General features: G+C 69.6%; 11 protein-coding genes and 2 pseudogenes. 3 read left to right on the plus strand and 10 right to left on the minus strand.

All coding sequences use genetic code 11. The annotated features are described in order from the left end of the window. Positions 1 to 255: pseudogene (locus I53_RS18080) on the plus strand (PD40 domain-containing protein); the annotation flags it as partial. A gap of 210 nt (positions 256 to 465) precedes the next feature. Here the strand turns inward: I53_RS18080 and I53_RS18085 are convergent. The 7 genes and pseudogenes from I53_RS18085 to secA form a co-directional block, all read right to left on the minus strand. Further along, positions 466 to 1,698, minus strand: coding sequence for an MFS transporter (locus tag I53_RS18085; protein WP_043353162.1), 1,233 nt, complete (start codon positions 1,696 to 1,698; stop codon positions 466 to 468). Between the two features lie 37 nt (positions 1,699 to 1,735). Next, entirely contained in the window at positions 1,736 to 4,330 is a 2,595-nt protein-coding gene (locus I53_RS18090; RefSeq protein WP_043353163.1) for a PAS domain-containing sensor histidine kinase, read from the minus strand. A 375-nt stretch (positions 4,331 to 4,705) separates the two neighbouring features. Beyond that, positions 4,706 to 6,106 (minus strand): adenosylhomocysteinase, encoded by a 1,401-nt coding sequence (gene ahcY, locus I53_RS18095; protein ID WP_043353165.1) that lies wholly within the window; start codon positions 6,104 to 6,106, stop codon positions 4,706 to 4,708. Positions 6,107 to 6,265: 159 nt separating this feature from the next. Next, complete coding sequence (locus tag I53_RS18100; protein WP_043353166.1) at positions 6,266 to 6,670, minus strand: hypothetical protein; 405 nt, start codon at positions 6,668 to 6,670, stop codon at positions 6,266 to 6,268. A gap of 307 nt (positions 6,671 to 6,977) precedes the next feature. Next, positions 6,978 to 8,921, minus strand: coding sequence for a KUP/HAK/KT family potassium transporter (locus I53_RS18105; RefSeq protein ID WP_043353168.1), 1,944 nt, complete (start codon positions 8,919 to 8,921; stop codon positions 6,978 to 6,980). A gap of 124 nt (positions 8,922 to 9,045) precedes the next feature. Next, positions 9,046 to 9,717 carry a dethiobiotin synthase gene (gene bioD / locus I53_RS18110; protein WP_043353170.1) on the minus strand — a complete coding sequence of 224 codons (672 nt, stop codon included), beginning with the start codon at positions 9,715 to 9,717 and terminating at the stop codon, positions 9,046 to 9,048. A 7-nt stretch (positions 9,718 to 9,724) separates the two neighbouring features. Continuing rightward, a pseudogene (gene secA / locus I53_RS18115) lies at positions 9,725 to 12,618 on the minus strand (preprotein translocase subunit SecA). 261 nt (positions 12,619 to 12,879) lie between these two features. On the opposite strand from secA, the gene I53_RS18120 reads away from it, so the two are divergent. Then, positions 12,880 to 13,797, plus strand: coding sequence for a peptidylprolyl isomerase (locus tag I53_RS18120; protein ID WP_043353171.1), 918 nt, complete (start codon positions 12,880 to 12,882; stop codon positions 13,795 to 13,797). A 294-nt stretch (positions 13,798 to 14,091) separates the two neighbouring features. On the opposite strand, the gene I53_RS34045 is transcribed toward I53_RS18120, so the two are convergent. Both I53_RS34045 and hemH read right to left on the minus strand, forming a co-directional pair. After that, positions 14,092 to 14,250 carry a hypothetical protein gene (locus tag I53_RS34045; protein ID WP_164706403.1) on the minus strand — a complete coding sequence of 53 codons (159 nt, stop codon included), beginning with the start codon at positions 14,248 to 14,250 and terminating at the stop codon, positions 14,092 to 14,094. Between the two features lie 93 nt (positions 14,251 to 14,343). After that, positions 14,344 to 15,426 (minus strand): ferrochelatase, encoded by a 1,083-nt coding sequence (gene hemH, locus I53_RS18125; RefSeq protein WP_043353172.1) that lies wholly within the window; start codon positions 15,424 to 15,426, stop codon positions 14,344 to 14,346. 284 nt (positions 15,427 to 15,710) lie between these two features. Between hemH and I53_RS18130 the strand changes: the two genes are divergently transcribed. Continuing rightward, on the plus strand, positions 15,711 to 16,400 hold the full coding sequence (locus tag I53_RS18130) for a uracil-DNA glycosylase (RefSeq protein WP_043353174.1): 690 nt from the start codon (positions 15,711 to 15,713) through the stop codon (positions 16,398 to 16,400). 15 nt (positions 16,401 to 16,415) lie between these two features. Here the strand turns inward: I53_RS18130 and I53_RS18135 are convergent, their stop codons facing one another. Beyond that, positions 16,416 to 16,841 (minus strand): hypothetical protein, encoded by a 426-nt coding sequence (locus I53_RS18135; protein ID WP_043353176.1) that lies wholly within the window; start codon positions 16,839 to 16,841, stop codon positions 16,416 to 16,418. Positions 16,842 to 17,134 lie beyond the last annotated feature (293 nt).

Genomic DNA, 17,134 nt, shown 5'->3' on the forward strand with positions numbered 1-17,134 from the left:
GGCGCGCACGGCGGGTTCGCCATCTGCGTGGCGAAGCCCGACGGGTCCGGCGAGCGCGTCCTCACCGAGGGCTTCCACAACGAGGGCCCGACCTTCGCGCCGAACGGCCAGTACGTGCTGTTCTTCCGCGATCCGGGCGGTCAGGGCGGCGGCAAGCTGTTCATGGTCGACATCACCGGCAAGGTCGAGCAGCCGGTCCCGACGCCCGCCTACGCGTCGGATCCCACATGGTCGCCGCTGCTGGCGGGCCGCTGAGCGGCAGCCACCTCTCCCGATCCGCGGCGTCCGGTGGTGTCGGACGCCGCGGCTCCGCCCGTCATCGCGCGTGCCGTGCGGTGACCCAGGGTCGCGTCAGGTCCGCATGCGTGGCGCCGGCCTGGAGCGCTGCGCTCGGCGCGCGAACACGGCGACGACGCGGGCCATCGCGGACGACGCCGAGGCATCTCCGGCCGCGTCCCGCTCTCGTCACCCCTGCACCATCAGCCGGTCGCGCGCCTTGAGGGCGGGGAACAGCCGGCCCCAGAGCAGCGCCACGCCGATCGTCGCGGCGCCCCCGACCACCACCGCCGGGACCGCCCCGATGGCGGCGGCCAGCAGCCCGGATTCGAACTCGCCGAGTTCGTTCGAAGCTCCGATGAAGACCGTGTTCACCGCCGAGACGCGGCCGCGCATGGCGTCCGGCGTCTCCCCCTGCACGAAGGTCTGGCGCACGTAGACCGAGATCATGTCGGCGGCGCCCGTGACGAACAGGCAGGCCATCGAAAGCGGCAGCGACGTCGAGAGCCCGAAGGCGACCGTGGCGGCGCCGAACACGGCGGCGGCCCGGAGCATGCGCAGCCCGGCATGGCGCCGCAGGGGGTAATTCGCCAGCAGCACCGCCATGGCGACCGCGCCGAAGGCCGGCATGCTCCGGAGCGCCCCGAGCCCGAGTGGGCCGACATGCAGCACCTCGTCGGCATAGATCGGCAGCAGCGCCGTGGCGCCGCCGAGCAGCACGGTGAACAGGTCGAGGCTGATCGCCCCGAGCACAACGGGCTGCGAGCGGATGTAGGCGATGCCGGCCGAGAGGGCCGCCCAGGTGATCGGCGGCCGCTCGCTCACCGCCGCCGGCCGGAAGCGGATCAGCAGGATCAGGATGCTGGCCACGGCAAAGCTGGCCCCGGCTCCGCCGAACACCACGGCGGGCCCGAGGGCGTAGAGGAAGCCGCCCAAAGCCGGTCCCATCACGGAGGCGCTCTGCCACAGGGACGCGTTCCACGCGATGGCCGAGCTGAAAAGCGGTCCCGGCACCAGGGTCGGCAGCAGCGCCTGGAGGGCCGGGTTGGCGAAGGCCCTGGCGGTGCCCACGAGGATGACGAGAGCGTAGATGGGCCAGACGGCGTGCACGCCTGAGAGCGCGCAGGCGAGGAGGCCGAAGCTCGCCAGACTTTGGAGGGCGAAGGCGGCGGCGCCGACGAGGCGGCGATCATAGGCATCCGCGACATGGCCGGTGATCAGCGCGCAGAGCACCGCCGGAAGGAAGCCCGCGAGGCCCACGAGGCCCAGCGCCAGGGCGGAATGGGTCACATCGTAGACGAACCAGCCGATCGCCACGGCCTGCATCTGATAGGCGAGGCCCGTCAGGAAACGGGCCGCGCCGAACAGGCGGAAATCGCCGATGCCGAAGACGGCCCAGCCGGAACGATCGTGTGCGGACATGCTTCCTGCTGCGCGGGACCGCCGGAAGAAGCAAGCGCTACGGCGACGTGCGCCGGTCGGATGTCGCAGCCTCGAGCCGGCTCGAGGCCACGCTCAGACCGGGCTTGCGCGGCGGCGCCTGTGGCGGGACCGGGGGGCGCGATTCGGGGATCGGCTCGCGCCGGGGGTGCCCCGCGAGATCGGTGGGGAAGGTGCAGGTCACGCGGGTGCCGTTCCCCGGAGCGGTCTCCAGCAGGACCCGGCCGCCATGCAGCTCGACGAAGGACCGGACGATCGACAGGCCGAGACCGACACCGCGATGGCGGGTGCCGAGGGTGTGGCTCTCGAAGCGGTTGAACACCGAATCGGCGATCTCGGGCGGCATGCCGCGGCCGTGGTCCCGGACGCTGAGGAGAAGTTCCTGCGCGGTGCGGCGGGCATGGACCTCGACGCGCTGGCCCGCATCCGAGAAGCCGACGGCGTTGGACAGCAGGTTGAACAGGATCTGGCGGACCCGCTTCCCGTCCGCATGGACGCTGCCGATATCCTCCGGCACGTCGAGTGCCAGGGTGATGTGCGATTCCGCCAGCCGGTCCTCGATGCCGCGCACGGCGGCCTCGATCGTCGCCTGGACGTCGACCTCTTCCCGCTGCAGCTCCAGCGAGCCGGCATCGATCGAGGCGAGGTCGAGGATGTCGTTGATGATGACGAGCAGCGCCGCCGAGGAGCGCATGATGTGGTCGGCATATTCGCGCTGCCGCTCGTTGAGCGCGCCCACGGTTTCGTCGCCCAGGAGCTGGGTGAAGCCGATGATGTTGGTGAGCGGCGAGCGCAGCTCGTAGGAGACGTGGTGCACGAAGGTGTCGCGCAGCTGCGCGGCCTTCTCCAGGGCGTCGTTCTTCTCGGTGAGGGCCCGCTCCACGTTCACGCTCGCCGTGACGTCGATCAGGGTGAGGAGCGTCGCGCCCTCCGGGAGCGGCTGCGCCGCGCAGTCGAGGACGGTGCCGTCCACCACCTCAAGCCGGCACGCGCGGGCGGTGCGCGACTCGAGGCCGACCACCGCATCCCGGATATCGAGCCACGGCTCCTCGGCGGGCGCCAGGGTGCGGCAGGCGGCGATGACGGCGTCCACGTGCGGGCGGTCCTCGACCATGGCCGGGTCGAGCCGCCACACGGTGCAGAAGGCCCGGTTGGCGAGGGTCAGGCGCCCGTCCGCGCCGAACACGGCCACCGGCTCGGCCAGCGTGTCCAGGGTCTCGGCCTGCAGCCGCCGGAGGGCGTTGTAGCGCGACTCGGCGTTCAGGCGATCCGAGACGTCGTCGAACAGATAGGTCAGGCCGCCCTGCGGGTTGGGATCCGCGACGACGCGCAGCGTCCGGCCGTCGGGCAGGTACCACCACGTCTGGTTCGCCTCCGCGGCCCGGTAGGCGGACAGCACGCCCTGCTTCCAGCCGCGGAAATCCGCATGCTCTTCGAGCTTCCGCTCTGCCCTGAGGTGATCGAGGATCTCGCCGTCCGACGGGCGGCCGTCCAGGAAGGCCTGATCGAGGTCCCAGAGCTGACGGTAGGCGGCGTTGTGGAAGATCAGGCGCTGCGAGACGTCGAACATCGCCACGGCAGTCGGCAGCTGGTCGAGGGTGCGGACGTTGGCGTTCATCTGCCGCTGCAGGTCGGCGCGCACGCTCTCGAGTTCCGACACGTCGATGGCGATGCCGACCCGGCCGGTCTCGAGGCCCGTCTCGAACACGTCGAGCATGCGCCGGTTGCCGGCCACGATGGCCGAGAGGCGCGGAACGCTTCGGGTCAGGCCGGCGAACCGGGCCGCCTCCTCGCGGGCGATGGTCTCCCGCGCCGGCCGGTCGAACAGCTCCAGGCCGGCATCGAGGGCCGCCTCGCGGCTCTCCGCCTCGACCGCCGCCACGTAGGCGGCGTTGACCCAGCTCAGGCCGCCGTCCCGGTTGCGCCGCCAGACCGGCTGCGGGATCGCGTCGAGGAGACCCGACAGGGCCGACAGCCCCCGGCGGGTCTCGTCCAGGGTCGCCCGCAGGTCGGCGATCTCGCAGCGCTCCTGGCTCGTCTCGCGCAGGCGCAGGAGCGCCCGTCCCGCCACGGCCTGCCCGTGAGCCTCGATGTTCCGGCCGGTCTGACTGCGCAGGCTCAGCGCGAAGCTCGTGCCCCGCGTCCGCAGGGTTTCCACGGCGGCCTCGACTGCGGTCGCGTCGGCGGCGACGAGCCAGGTCCCGAAGGCCAGCACCCGGCGGGCATAGCCCGAGGCCGGCCGTTCGCCGTGGATCGCAAGGCTGATGTCGCCCTCCACCACCGGTTCGCTGCGCTGATCCCAGGTCACGATGATCTGGCGCTCGGCGTTGAGGAGCATCTCGGCCCGGTCGTGGGCGCCGCGCAGGACATCGAGGGTCGCGGCGAGTTCGCGCTCGCGACGGGTCCACCGCCCGCGCTCGTACAGGTGGAGGAGCGACAGGATCACCGCGAAGGCTACGAGGCCGCCCAGGATCGCCAGGGCGGCCACGCTGTGGATCTCCCGCGCAGGATGCGCCGCGGCGGCCTCCGGCAGCTCGGCGAGCGCCGCGCTCGCCGTCATCAGGGCAAGTGCGCCCACGCCGATCCGAACGTGCGTCGCACGACCGACACCCATGCTTCGCCCCGCCCTCGCGCCCGATGGCGGTCCGGCCGGCGCGCGTCACCGCGCGGCGCGGAACGCACCGTTCCTGCAGTGATTCTCCCGAACCGCCGCAGCCCCGCCGATCTAAGATTCGCCCACACTCTACAGTGGGGCGGATTCGACCCGGAAGGGGAACGAAGCGTGGCCTTTGACGATGTCGGCATAATCACTCGTTAACGACACACAGAAGACACAGTTCGAATCGGCATCGAGTGCTTGACAAACGAGAAGGCCCGGCGCAGCGCGCCGGGCCTCCAGGATTCCTGCCGAACTGGCCGCGTGCCGGGACCGGACGGCGCGCCGCTCGGCCCGCGATCGGGGCCGTGCGCGCCGCCCGGAACGCCGGGCTCAGTAGCGGTAGTGCTCGGACTTGAAGGGGCCGTTCTCGGCGACGCCGATATAGGCCGCCTGATCGGGGCGGAGCTTCGAGAGCTTCACGCCGATCTTCTCCAGGTGCAGGGCCGCCACCTTCTCGTCGAGCGTCTTCGGCAGGGTGTAGACCTGCTTCTGGTACTTGCCCGGGTTGGACCACAGCTCGATCTGGGCCAGCGTCTGGTTGGTGAACGAGGCCGACATCACGAAGGACGGGTGACCGGTGGCGTTGCCGAGGTTCACCAGGCGCCCCTCCGACAGGAGGATGATGCGGTGGCCGTCCGCGAAGGTGATCTCGTCCACCTGCGGCTTGATGTTCGACCACTTGAGGTTCTTCAGGCCGGCGACCTGGATCTCATTGTCGAAGTGGCCGATGTTGCAGACGATGGCCCGGTCCTTCATCGCCCGCATGTGCTCGATGGTGATGATGTCCTTGTTGCCCGTGGCGGTGACGAAGATGTCGGCGCGCGGGGCCGCATCCTCCATGGTCACGACCTCGTAGCCCTCCATGGCGGCCTGAAGCGCGCAGATCGGGTCGATCTCCGACACGAGCACGCGGCAGCCGGCGTTGCGCAGGGAGGCGGCCGAGCCCTTGCCCACGTCGCCGAAGCCCGCGACCATGGCCACCTTGCCGGCCATCATCACGTCGGTGCCGCGACGGATGCCGTCGACCAGCGACTCCTTGCAGCCGTAGAGGTTGTCGAACTTCGACTTGGTGACCGAGTCGTTCACGTTGATCGCCGGGAAGAGCAGCTTGCCTTCCTTGGCGAGCACGTAGAGGCGATGCACGCCCGTGGTGGTCTCCTCGGAGACGCCCTTGATGCTGTCGGCGAGGCCCGCGAACCAGCCCTTCGGCTTCTCGGCGAGCTTCCGCTTGAGGAGCGCGAAGAAGACCTCCTCCTCCTCGCTCTCCGGCTTGTCGAGGAAGGCGGTATCGCCGTTCTCGGCGCGCAGGCCGAGATGGACGAACATGGTCGCGTCGCCGCCGTCATCGAGGATCATGTTCGGCATGCCGCCGTCATGCCAGTCGAACAGGCGCGAGGTGTAGTCCCAGTACTCCTCCAGGGTCTCGCCCTTGACGGCGAAGACCGGGATGCCGGCGGCGGCGATCGCGGCGGCGGCGTGATCCTGGGTCGAGTAGATGTTGCAGGAGACCCAGCGGATGTCGGCGCCGAGCGCCTTCAGGGTCTCGATCAGCACGGCGGTCTGGATCGTCATGTGGAGCGAGCCGGCGATCTTCGCGCCCTTCAGGGGCTGCGCCGCGCCGTACTCCTCGCGGACCGCCATCAGGCCCGGCATCTCCGTCTCGGCGATCGAGATTTCCTTCCGGCCGTAATCGGCCAGCCCGATATCCTTGACGATGTAATCCTTGGCCATGAGTCGATGGCTCCGTGTTCGCGTTGCGGGTCGGGGCAATCCCCTACCATCCCGCGACCTACGAAGCAATCAAGACATAAAGATGTCTTTATGCGTTCTGATCGGCGGGGCGGCCACGCGCGTGCCCGCCCCGCTCCGGATCAGGGTCGATGCGGCCGCTCAGCGGCTCGGCCGCGCCAGCCATCCGAGGCCGAAAGCCACGGCGGCCACGAGGGCGAGGGTCGCGCCGCGGTTCTCGTCCGCACGCGCCGCGAGGCTGCGGCCGTGGTGCACCGCGCGATCGCGGTAGTGATGACCGCGTTCGATCGCCTCGTCGGCCAGGGCGTGCCCGCGATCGCTGACCTCACGGAACCGGGCGCGCCCCTCCTCGACGAGGTGCTCGCCCCCGTGGCGCAGGTCGCGCACCGTGTCCCGGGCCTCGCCGTAGGCGTACTGAGCGGCGCCGGCCGCCTGATCGTAAGCGCCCTCGAACTGGTCGCCGGCCCGGCCGCGAACCGCGCCTGCGGCCGTCTTGACCCGACCGCGCAGATGGCGGACGCCGCCTTCGAGATGATCCCTGTTCATGCTGTCTCTCCGATCGGGCGCGCCCAAAGGGGGCGCGTCGCCTGTGTCGGGGCGGAACGACGGCGGACGGCTCCGGTTCCCCGCGGTGGGGCGGAGCGGCTTCAAGTTTCCGTGCTTCGGCGCACGCACGCCGGAAGCAGGTCCGGATCGGCGCGGAGCACAGGACGGCGGTCGCGCCAATCCCCGGGGCCCGATCGGTGGATATCGACGGGCCGCCGGTCCGTCGATCTCTCGGTACGACTCGGCCTCTGCTGCCGCGCGTCGCGCCGGTGACTGTCCGGGCGGCGGGAACGTCTCGGGCGCCGGGCTAGATCTCGATCTCGGTGCCGACCTCCACGACCTGCCGGGTCGGCACGCCGAAGAACGCGCCGGTGCGCTCGGCATTGCGCTGCATGAAGGCGAACAGGTTCTCCCGCCAGGGCGCCATGCCCCTCTTGTCGTTCCGCGGGATGATCGTCTCGTGTCCGACGAAGATGGTCATGTCGTCGAGGATGTGCTGCGGCAGATGGCGGGATTCGACCGCGCATGCGAGGCCTTCCGGGATCGAGGCCTCCTCCATGAAGCCGTAGCGCAGGATCACCCGGTAGAAGTCCGGCGCCAGGATCGTCACATGGGCGCGCTGATCCCGTGGGACGGTGGGCGTCTCCTCATAAAGCGCCGTGATGATCAGGATCCGCTCCATCAGGGCGCGGTTGCGCTCCACGAAGCGTGAGAGGTGCAGCGGGATCCCGTGCTCCGCGGCCGAGAGGAACGCGGCCGTGCCCGGCAGGCGCAGAAGATCGCGGTGCTGGAGGCCGGTCAGGAATACGTCTTCCGGCAGGCGCAGGGCGGCCCGCGCCTCCTCGACCAGCTCGTTGCCCTTCTTCCATGTCAGCATCATCAGGGCGACGAGACCGGCGAGCACGAGGGGAAACCAGCCGCCCTCGAACAGCTTCACGCTGTTGGCGGCGAAGAACACGGCGTCGAGGGCGAGGAAGGCGCCGTTGACCGCGAAGACCAGGATCGGATTGTAGCCCCAGCGCAGCGCGATGAGCGCGGCGAGCAGCGTGGTGATGCCCATCAGCATCGACACCGCGATCCCGTAGGCCCCGGCGAGGGCATCGGAGGAGCCGAACACCACCACCGCCGTGAGGGTCGCTGCGGCCAGGAGCCAGTTCACCGCCGGCACGTAGATCTGGCCGCGCTCCTCGTGCGCCGTCTGCACGATGCGCATCGCCGGCAGGAAGCCGAGCTGGATCGATTGCTGGGTCAGCGAGAACACGCCCGAGATGATCGCCTGCGAGGCGATGATGGTCGCCATCGTGGCCAGGGCGACCAGCGGCAGGTGGCCCCAATCTGGGCAGAGGCGGAAGAACGGGTTCTCGAGGGCGTCGGGCGCGGCGATCAGCAGGGCGCCCTGGCCGAAGTAATTGAGCATGAGCGCCGGGAGCACCCCTGCGAACCATGCGATGCGGATCGGCAGGGCGCCGAAATGGCCGAGATCGGCATACATCGCCTCGCCGCCGGTCACCGCCAGGAAGGCCGCGCCCAGCATCAGGAAGCTGACATGCCAGCCGGCATGGACCAGGAAGTCCACCGCCCGCAACGGGTTGGCCGCCGCCAGGATCTCGGGCTTGGCGATGATGCCGGCGATCCCGAGCAGCCCCAGCACCAGGAACCAGACGAGCATCACGGGCCCGAACACGCGGCCGATGGCGGCCACGCCCTTGTGCTGGACCAGGAACAGCCCGACCAGGATGACGAGCGTGATCGGCACCACGTACGGGCCGAGCGCCGGCGCATCGACCTTCACGCCCTCGATCGCCGAGAGGACCGAGATCGCCGGGGTGATCGCGCCGTCGCCGTAGAGCAGCGCCGCCCCCACCAGACCGACCACCAGAAGCAGCGCCTTCCCCGTGCCCGGCCGGGCCTGCCGGGCGCCGAGCAGCGCCAGCATGGCGACGATGCCGCCCTCCCCGCGGTTGTCGGCGCGCAGGATGAGCACCGCGTATTTCAGCGACACGACCAAGATCAGCGACCACAGGATCAGCGACACCGCCCCCGTGGCCGCCGCCGGCACCGCGGCCCCGCCGGCGGTCGCCGCCTTCACGGCCTCCTTGAACGCGTAGAGCGGGCTCGTGCCGATGTCGCCGTACACGACGCCCAGCGCGCCCAGGACGAGGGCGGGTCGGAGCCGGCCGCGCGCCGCATCCGCCTCGGTCGTGCCGGTCTCGGGCCGGGTCTTCGCCGCCGGGGCAAGGGTCTGGCTCAATGCAGGATTCCCCGAGGGCTACCCGGTCTCGACATCCGGACATCGCGTTCCGGCGCCGGGTGTGATGCCGCAACGATAAAGCTAGCGGCTGCGGCCGCGCCGTCCAGCAACGGACCGGCCGCGATCAGATCAGGCCGGCCAGATCCTCCGGGCAGGTCTCGCCGCGGCGCAGGCAGAACACGGGGGCGCCGGCATGCCGGGCGATCGCTGCGGCGACGGTCGCGGCGGGGGCCGGTGCACCCGGGCTCTCGCTGACCGCCACGGCGCTCAACGGCACATCGTGGAGGCGCAGGGTCTCGCAGGCGGTGAGCGCGTGGCTGATCGCTCCGAGATAGCTCCCGGAGACGAGCAGCGCCGGCACGCCGAGCGCCCGGAGCCAGTCGAGGCCGGTGGCAACCGCGGTGACCGGACTCATGAGGCCGCCGACGCCCTCGATGAGCAGCGTGCCCTCCGTGCGGGCGATCTCTGCGCGGCACCAACCGACGAGGTCGGTGAGGTCCAGGGACCGCCCCTCCAGCACGGCCGCCTGATCGGGCGAGAGCGGCGCCGAGAACCGCCAGGGCGAGCAGGACTCCACGGCCTCCGCGTCGAGGGCGATGCCTTGCGCGTCTAGGAGCCGGGCCGTGTCGCTCTCGATGAAGCCGGGATCGCCGAGGGACGGGACGCCGCTCGCGAGCGGCTTCACGGTCCGGACCGCCCGGCCCTGCGCCCGCAGGCGGCGGGTCAGGGCGGCGGTGACGTAGGTCTTGCCGATCTCGGTTCCGGCCCCGGCGATGAAGAGCGCCCGCGCGGGCATCCCGGCCTCAGGCCTGGAGGCTGCCGTGGCAGTGCTTGTATTTCTTGCCCGAACCGCAGGGGCAGGGCTCGTTGCGGCCGACGCGGCCCCAGGTGCTCGCGTCGTTCGGATCGCGCTCCAGCACGGCCCCGTCCGCCGCCAGGCCTTGCGCCGCGTAGCCGTAGGCCGGCCCCCCGCCGCCGTCGCTGCCCGAGCCGAAGCCGGCATGGTCCATCTCGTTCTCGCCGGTGACCGGGTCGAGATGCTGGGCGAACATCGGCGGCAGTTCCGGAGGCGCCGTCGGGAATTCACCCTCCTGCTGTTCCTGGAACATGATCTCCACCCGCGACAGCTGGGCGGTCACCTGCTCGCGGAGGGCGGTCACGAGACCGCCGAATAGATCGAAGGCCTCGGACTTGTATTCGTTGAGCGGGTCGCGCTGGGCGAAGCCGCGCCAGCCGATCACCTGCCGGAGGTGGTCCAGGGTCACGAGGTGCTCGCGCCACAGGTGGTCCAGGGTCTGGAGCAGGACCTGCTTCTCGATATAGGCGGTGACTTCGGCGCGTTTCTTCTCGGTCCGCTCGGCATAGGCGTCTTCGCGGCCTTCATCAGGCGCTCGCGCATCTCCTCGTCGGCGATGCCCTCTTCCTTGGCCCAGTCCTCGACCGGCACGTCGAGATTCAGGATCTCCTTCACCTGCTCGCGCAGGCCGGCGACGTCCCATTGCTCGGCATAGGCGTTTTCCGGGATGTGGCGGGCGACGAGGTCGTCGATCACGCCCTCACGCATCTCGTCCACGGTCTCGCGGACGCTCTCCTGCCCCATGAAGTCGCGGCGCTGCTCGAAGACGACCTTGCGCTGGTCGTTCATGACGTTGTCGTACTTGAGCACGTTCTTGCGCATGTCGAAGTTGCGCGCCTCGACCTTCTGCTGCGCCTTCTCGATGGCCTTGTTGATCCAGGGGTGGATGATCGCCTCGCCCTGCTCCAGGCCGAGCTTCTGCAGCATCCCGTCCATGCGGTCGGAGCCGAAGATGCGCATCAGGTCGTCCTGAAGCGACAGGTAGAACTTCGAGCGGCCGGGATCGCCCTGGCGGCCGGAGCGGCCGCGGAGCTGGTTGTCGATGCGCCGCGATTCGTGGCGCTCGGTGCCGATGATGTAGAGGCCGCCCGGCAGGTCCTTCTTGCGCCCCGCCGCGGGATCGGCCGGCTCGCCCGAGGCCAGCACCTTGGCGCGGTTCTCGGCGATCTCCGCCTTGATCGCCTCGATGGCGGACGCGCGTTCCGGACCGTCCGCGAGGTGGCCCAGCTCCTTCTCGATGCGCATCTCGAGATTGCCGCCGAGTTTGATGTCGGTGCCGCGGCCCGCCATGTTGGTGGCGATGGTGATCGCGCCGGGGACACCCGCCTCGGCCACGATGTAGGCCTCCTGCTCGTGGAAGCGGGCATTCAGCACGGCAAACCGCTTGGTCACCCGGCCCTCACGGGCGGCGGCGTAGACGTCGGTGAGCGCGTTCGGGTCGGAATAGTCGAGCAGGGTGTAGCCGGCCTTCTTGAGCATCTCGGCGAGGTGCTCCGACTTCTCGATCGAGCCGGTGCCGACCAGGATCGGCTGGTGGCGGGTATGCGCCTTGTCGATCTCGGCGATGATGCCTTCGTACTTCTCGGCGACGGTGCGGTAGACCTCGTCGTCCTCGTCGACGCGCTCGACCTCCTTGTTGGTCGGGATGTCGACCACGTCGAGCTTGTAGATCTCGGCGAACTCGTCGGCCTCGGTGGAGGCGGTGCCGGTCATGCCGGCGAGCTTCTTGTACAGACGGAAGTAGTTCTGGAAGGTGATCGAGGCCAGCGTCTGGTTCTCGGGCTGGATCGTGACCCGCTCCTTCGCCTCCAGCGCCTGGTGGAGCCCCTCCGAGTAGCGCCGGCCCTGCATCATGCGGCCGGTGAACTCGTCGATGATCACCACCTCGTCGTTCTTGACGATGTAGTCCTTGTCGCGGGTGAACAGCGTGTGGGCGCGCAGGGCCTGGTTCACGTGGTGGACCAGCGTGACGTTGTGGGCGTCGTAGAGGTCGCCCTCCTTGAGGAGGCCCGCCTCCCGCATCGCCTCCTCGATGAACTCGTTCCCCTCCTCGGTGAGCGAGACGGTGCGCTGCTTCTCGTCGAGGTCGTAGAACTCCTTGCGCAGGCGCGGCATCAGCGCGTCCACCGCCACGTAGAGTTCCGAACGGTCGTCCACCGGGCCCGAGATGATCAGCGGCGTCCGCGCCTCATCGATCAGGATCGAATCGACCTCGTCGACGATCGCGAAATTATGGCCCCGCTGCGCCAGCTGGGACATCTCGTACTTCATGTTGTCGCGCAGGTAGTCGAACCCGTACTCGTTGTTGGTGCCGTAGGTAATGTCGCAGGCATACGCCTCCTTGCGCTGCGCATCGTCGAGCCCGTGCACGATGGTGCCGACGCTGAGGCCCAGGAATCGGTAGACCTGCCCCATCCACTCGGCGTCGCGCGAGGCGAGGTAGTCGTTCACCGTGACGACGTGGACGCCCTTGCCTTCCAGGGCGTTCAGGTAGACCGGAAGCGTCGCCACCAGGGTCTTGCCCTCGCCGGTCTTCATCTCGGCGATGCCGCCCTCGTGGAGCACCATGCCGCCGATGAGCTGCACGTCGAAGTGGCGCTGGCCGAAGACGCGCTTGGCCGCCTCGCGCACCGTGGCGAAGGCCGGCACGAGGATGTCGTCGAGGCTCTTGCCGTTGGCGAGTTCCGCCTTCAGCATATCGGTGCGGGCGCGCAGGGCCTCGTCGGAGAGGGCCTGGATCTCCGGTTCCAGCGCATTGATCTGCGCCACGCGCGGGCGATAGCCCTTGACGCGGCGGTCGTTCGAGGAGCCGAAAATCTTCTTGGCGAAAGAGCCGAGCATCGTTGACCTGCGGACGCGCGAGCCCGCACACGGGTGAGCGTGGCGGGCCGGCCTGGACGGAGTTGGCCGGGCTTATAGAGGTAAACATCGCCCGGCGCACCTGGAAGGGGCAGCCCTCAACGCATGCCGGTACGGTCACGGTTCCGGCACCGGCGAAATGGCCGCGCTTGCCTTCTCGCCCGACGCGGCCCACCTGTGCCGCGGCCTGCCGCCCGGCCGATCCGGTGCGGCGCCAAGACGTGAGCCGAGGACTTCGCCCGTATGCCGAACACCGCCCTTCTCCGGCGCGCCAGCGCGCTCGCCGTCATGATCGCGATGCCGGGACTGGCGCTGGCCCAGGCCCCCCAGAAGGCTCCGACACCGGCGGCTAACACACCGGCCGCTAACACGCCGGCCGCCGCGCCGAGCGCGGATTCGGTCGTGGCGAGCGTGAACGGCAAGCCGATCACGCAGGGCGACCTCGCCATCGCGGCGGACGATCCCGCCCTGTCGCTGCCGGGCGTCGACGAGGCGCAGAAGAAGAACCTGCTCGTCGACTACATGGTCGATCTCCGCGTCGGCGCGCAGGCCGCCGAGTCCGCCAAGATCGGCGACACGCCGGAATTCAAGCGCAAGCTCGCCTATTTCCGCGACAAGCTGCTGCTCGACGACTACCTGGAGCAGGAGGCCAAGCGCGCGGTCACGCCTGAGGCGGAGCACGCGATCTACGACCAGACCGTCAAGCTGATGAAGCCCGAGGAGGAGGTGCACGCGCGCCACATCCTCGTGGACAACGAGGCCGAGGCCAAGAAGATCGCCGCGCGCATCAAGGGCGGCGAGGATTTCGCCAAGGTCGCCGCCGAGGCCTCCAAGGATCCGGGCTCGAAGACCGAGGGCGGCGATCTCGGCTGGTTCACGAAGGAACGGATGGTCCCGGATTTCGCCAACGCCGCGTTCGCGATGAAGCCCGGACAGGTCTCGGACCCGATCAAGACCCAGTTCGGCTGGCACGTGATCAAGGTGGAGGAGAAGCGGACGAAGCCGCAGCCGACCTTCGACGAGCTGAAGGAACAGATCGACCAGCACCTGATCCGCAAGGCGCAGCAGGACATGATCCTGAAGCTCCGCTCGGAGGCCAAGATCGAGCGCACCGACGCGCCGCCGGCCGCTCAGCCGGAGTCGGAGCCGAAGAAGCCGTAAGCCGGATGCGACAGAGGGCCGGGCCGGGTTCTGATTCGGTCCAGCCCTCTGAAGAGATGATGGGTCGGTCCGCGCGGCGCCGGGCCCGCAGCGAAACGGTCGTCCGGTTCTACGGACCGGAAAAGCCGCCATAGTTTCGACCGCCCGGAAGCGATCCGTGTGACGGCACGCTTCCGGGCGTCGCGCTGTCCTAGAGCAGCGCTGTCGTGGGTCACGTCGCTCGGCCTGTGACGGCAATGCGGGGCCCGCCCGACGTGGGGCGAGGTTCCGGCTGGGTCACGCCCCCGCCGGGCCTCAATACGGCCGGTCAGGGACGAGGTAGCTGGATTGAGCCGGGGCCGGCTGTGGCGTGAGCCCGAGGGCCGCGAGTTCGGCGCTCCGGCGCCCCTCGGCGATCCTGTCGAGCACCGCGATCAGGAGCCACGGACACGCGATGCCGATGAAGAACGCCATGAGATCCTCCCGTGCCGAACCGATGCGCCCGTTCAGCTTAGGAAAATAATAGGGGGGCCGGGCCGCGCCGCAAGCGGCAACCCGGCGCCGATCTCAGACCCAGCCCTGAAGCTCGCGGCGTACCACGTGCTCGATCACCCGCATGCCGAGGTCGCTATCGTTCAGGCAGGGAATGTAGGCGAAGCGCTCGCCGCCATTCTCTTCGAAGTAATGGCGGTTCTCGCCGTCGAGCTCTTCGAGGGTTTCGAGGCAGTCCGCCGTGAAGCCCGGGGCGACGATCGCCATCCGCTTCACGCCCGACTTCGCGAGGTCCATCACCGTCTCGTCGGTGTAAGGCTTCAGCCATTCCTCGTTGCCGAAGCGCGACTGGAAGGTCACGCGCATCTTGTCCGGCGACAGGCCCAGGGCCTCGCGGATCAGCCGCCCGGTCTTGTGGCACTGGCAATGGTAGGGGTCGCCCTTGAGCAGGTAGCTCCGCGGCACCCCGTGGAACGAGGTGAGGATCACCTCCGGTTCGAAATCGAGCTTCGCGAGGCCCTCGCGGATCGAATCGGCCATGGCGGCGATGTAGACCGGGTCGTCGTGATAGGGCGGCGAGACACGCACCGTGGGCTGCCAGCGCATATCCATCAGCGCCCGGAAGGCCTGATCGCAGGCGGTGGCCGAGGTCGCCGCCGCGTATTGCGGATAGAGCGGGACCAGAAGGATGCGGTCGCAGCCCTGGTCGAGGAGCGCCTGGATCCGCCCGGCGACCTCGGGCTTGCCGTAGCGCATCGCCCAGTCGACCACCACGGACTCGCCCATGGCGGCCTGGAGGCGCTCGCTCTGGCCGCGGGTGATGGTCTTCAGCGGCCCCTCGTTCAGGGCGTTGTTCCACACGCTGGCATAGTCGCGGCCCTTCGGCCCGGGGCGCTTCGTCAGGATGATGAGGTTGAGGAGCGGCCACCAGATCAGCCGCGGCACCTCGATCACGCGCCGGTCCGACAGGAATTCCTTGAGGTACCGGCGCATCGGCCAGTAGGACGTGCCCTCAGGCGTCCCGAGATTCATCAGGAGCACGCCCACGCGACCCCAGGCCACCTTCGGGTGATCCGCCGGCAGGGTGTCGGCCGCGGGCTTGAGCGGTGCGAGGGGCCGGCCATTCGCCAGCGCGGCGGGTTCGACGCGTTCGTTCATGGCAGCGTTCCGGCGCCGCGCGCCGAGATCCTTCTTCTGGTTTCCGATACCCGGCCGCCGGCGCGGACGCCTGAACCTGGCCGGGGGCTCAATTCCCCGTGGGGTGTGCTTCCATGTAGGGTGCGAAGCCGCCCGGCGAAGACCGGACGCCACATGCCGCACCGCGATATGCGGCACGCTCGACCCATGTCCCTAAACACGCGGGGCCTCGGGCCGCAACCGCTGCCCGGATGACGGCGCCCGGCTGCCCGCTATCTCGGCCCCGATCCGACCCGCGAGAGACCATGACCGATACGCCTGTGGCCGATGCCCTCGAAGCCTTCCGCGCCTCCGGCTCGTCCTGGCTGACGCTGCCGTTCTTCGCCGATGGTCAGGCCGACGTCGTGGCGGCCCGTGTCGACGGACGAATCGCCGCGGGGGCCCAGGTGCTGCCGGCGCCGGACCGGATCTTCCGCGCCTTGAGGGAGACGCCGCTGCAGGACGTCAAGGCGGTGATTCTCGGACAGGATCCTTACCCGACCCCGGGCGACGCCAACGGCCTCGCCTTCTCGTTCGTTGGGGCGGGGCGCCTACCCGCGTCGTTGCGGGTGATCCTGGCGGAGGCCGGATCCGACCGCGCCGCCGGCGGCGACCTGACGCCCTGGGCACGGCAGGGCGTCTTCCTGCTCAACAGCGCCCTCACCGTCGAGGCCGGCAAGGCCGGAGCGCATCTGCGCTATGGCTGGGCCGCACTCACCGACGAGGCGGTGCGCGCCATCTCGGACCGCCCGGAGCCGGCGGTGTTCCTGCTCTGGGGCGCGCAGGCGCGGGCCAGGGCCGCGCTGATCGACGCGGACCGCCACGGCGTGTTCGAGAGCGGTCACCCCTCCCCGCTCAACCGCGCCCGGGACTTCCCCGGTTCCGACCCGTTCGGCCGGGCCAACCGCTGGCTCGCCGCGCAGGGGCGCCGCCCGATCGACTGGCGCCTCGGCTGACGCCGTCGCCGATCTCTATTGCGGCTTGGCGGGTTCGGCCGGCTCCGCAGGCGTCTTGGTCGGGGCGCCCGGCTCCTGGCCCGCCGGCAGGAGCACGTTCTTGGCCACCGTGCCCTCTGGCCCGTACTCGCCAGCGACGGCGAGACAGGCCTGGTCGCGGTTCTGCGCCATCTGGTTCGACATCAGCGTGAACATGGTTTGCACACGGTTGCCGAACGGCCCCCGCGGCTGAACGTCGGCGATCTGAACATTCTGCTTCGCCAGGAGGGCCTCGAATTGCGCGCTGCCTATCCGGTAGCCGCAGACATTGGAGGCGGCGAAGATGTAGGAGGCGAATTCCAGGGCGCGCGGCGACGGCGCGTTGCGGATCTGCGCCTGTGCCGGCAATGCCGTCAGCGCGGCGGCGGCGAGGAGGGCGATCCGGGTCGTGGTCGGGCGCATGCGCGGTGGTTTCCTCGATCGAGCGGGGCCTCTTGCGGGCCACGTCTGGCACCGGGACATAGGCCGGTCCGGTGCGCACGCCAATGCGACGGAATTTGTCGGCAATCCGCGCATCTACTTTCACGGCCTGTTGGCCATAGGGGCAGTCCCTGCCCGGCACGCCGACGAAAACGGCGTCGTTTTTCGGTGGAACGCCGGCGCGTGAGAGAGTGTTACCCTGCTCGCGTCACGCCAGAAGCTGCAATTTGTCCAGATTTCAGCGGTCCGCATCGCATGTACGGCGTTCAATCCTC

The sequence above is a fragment of the Methylobacterium sp. B1 genome, from assembly GCF_000333255.1.
In the GTDB taxonomy this organism is placed as follows: Bacteria; Pseudomonadota; Alphaproteobacteria; order Rhizobiales; family Beijerinckiaceae; genus Methylobacterium; species Methylobacterium fujisawaense.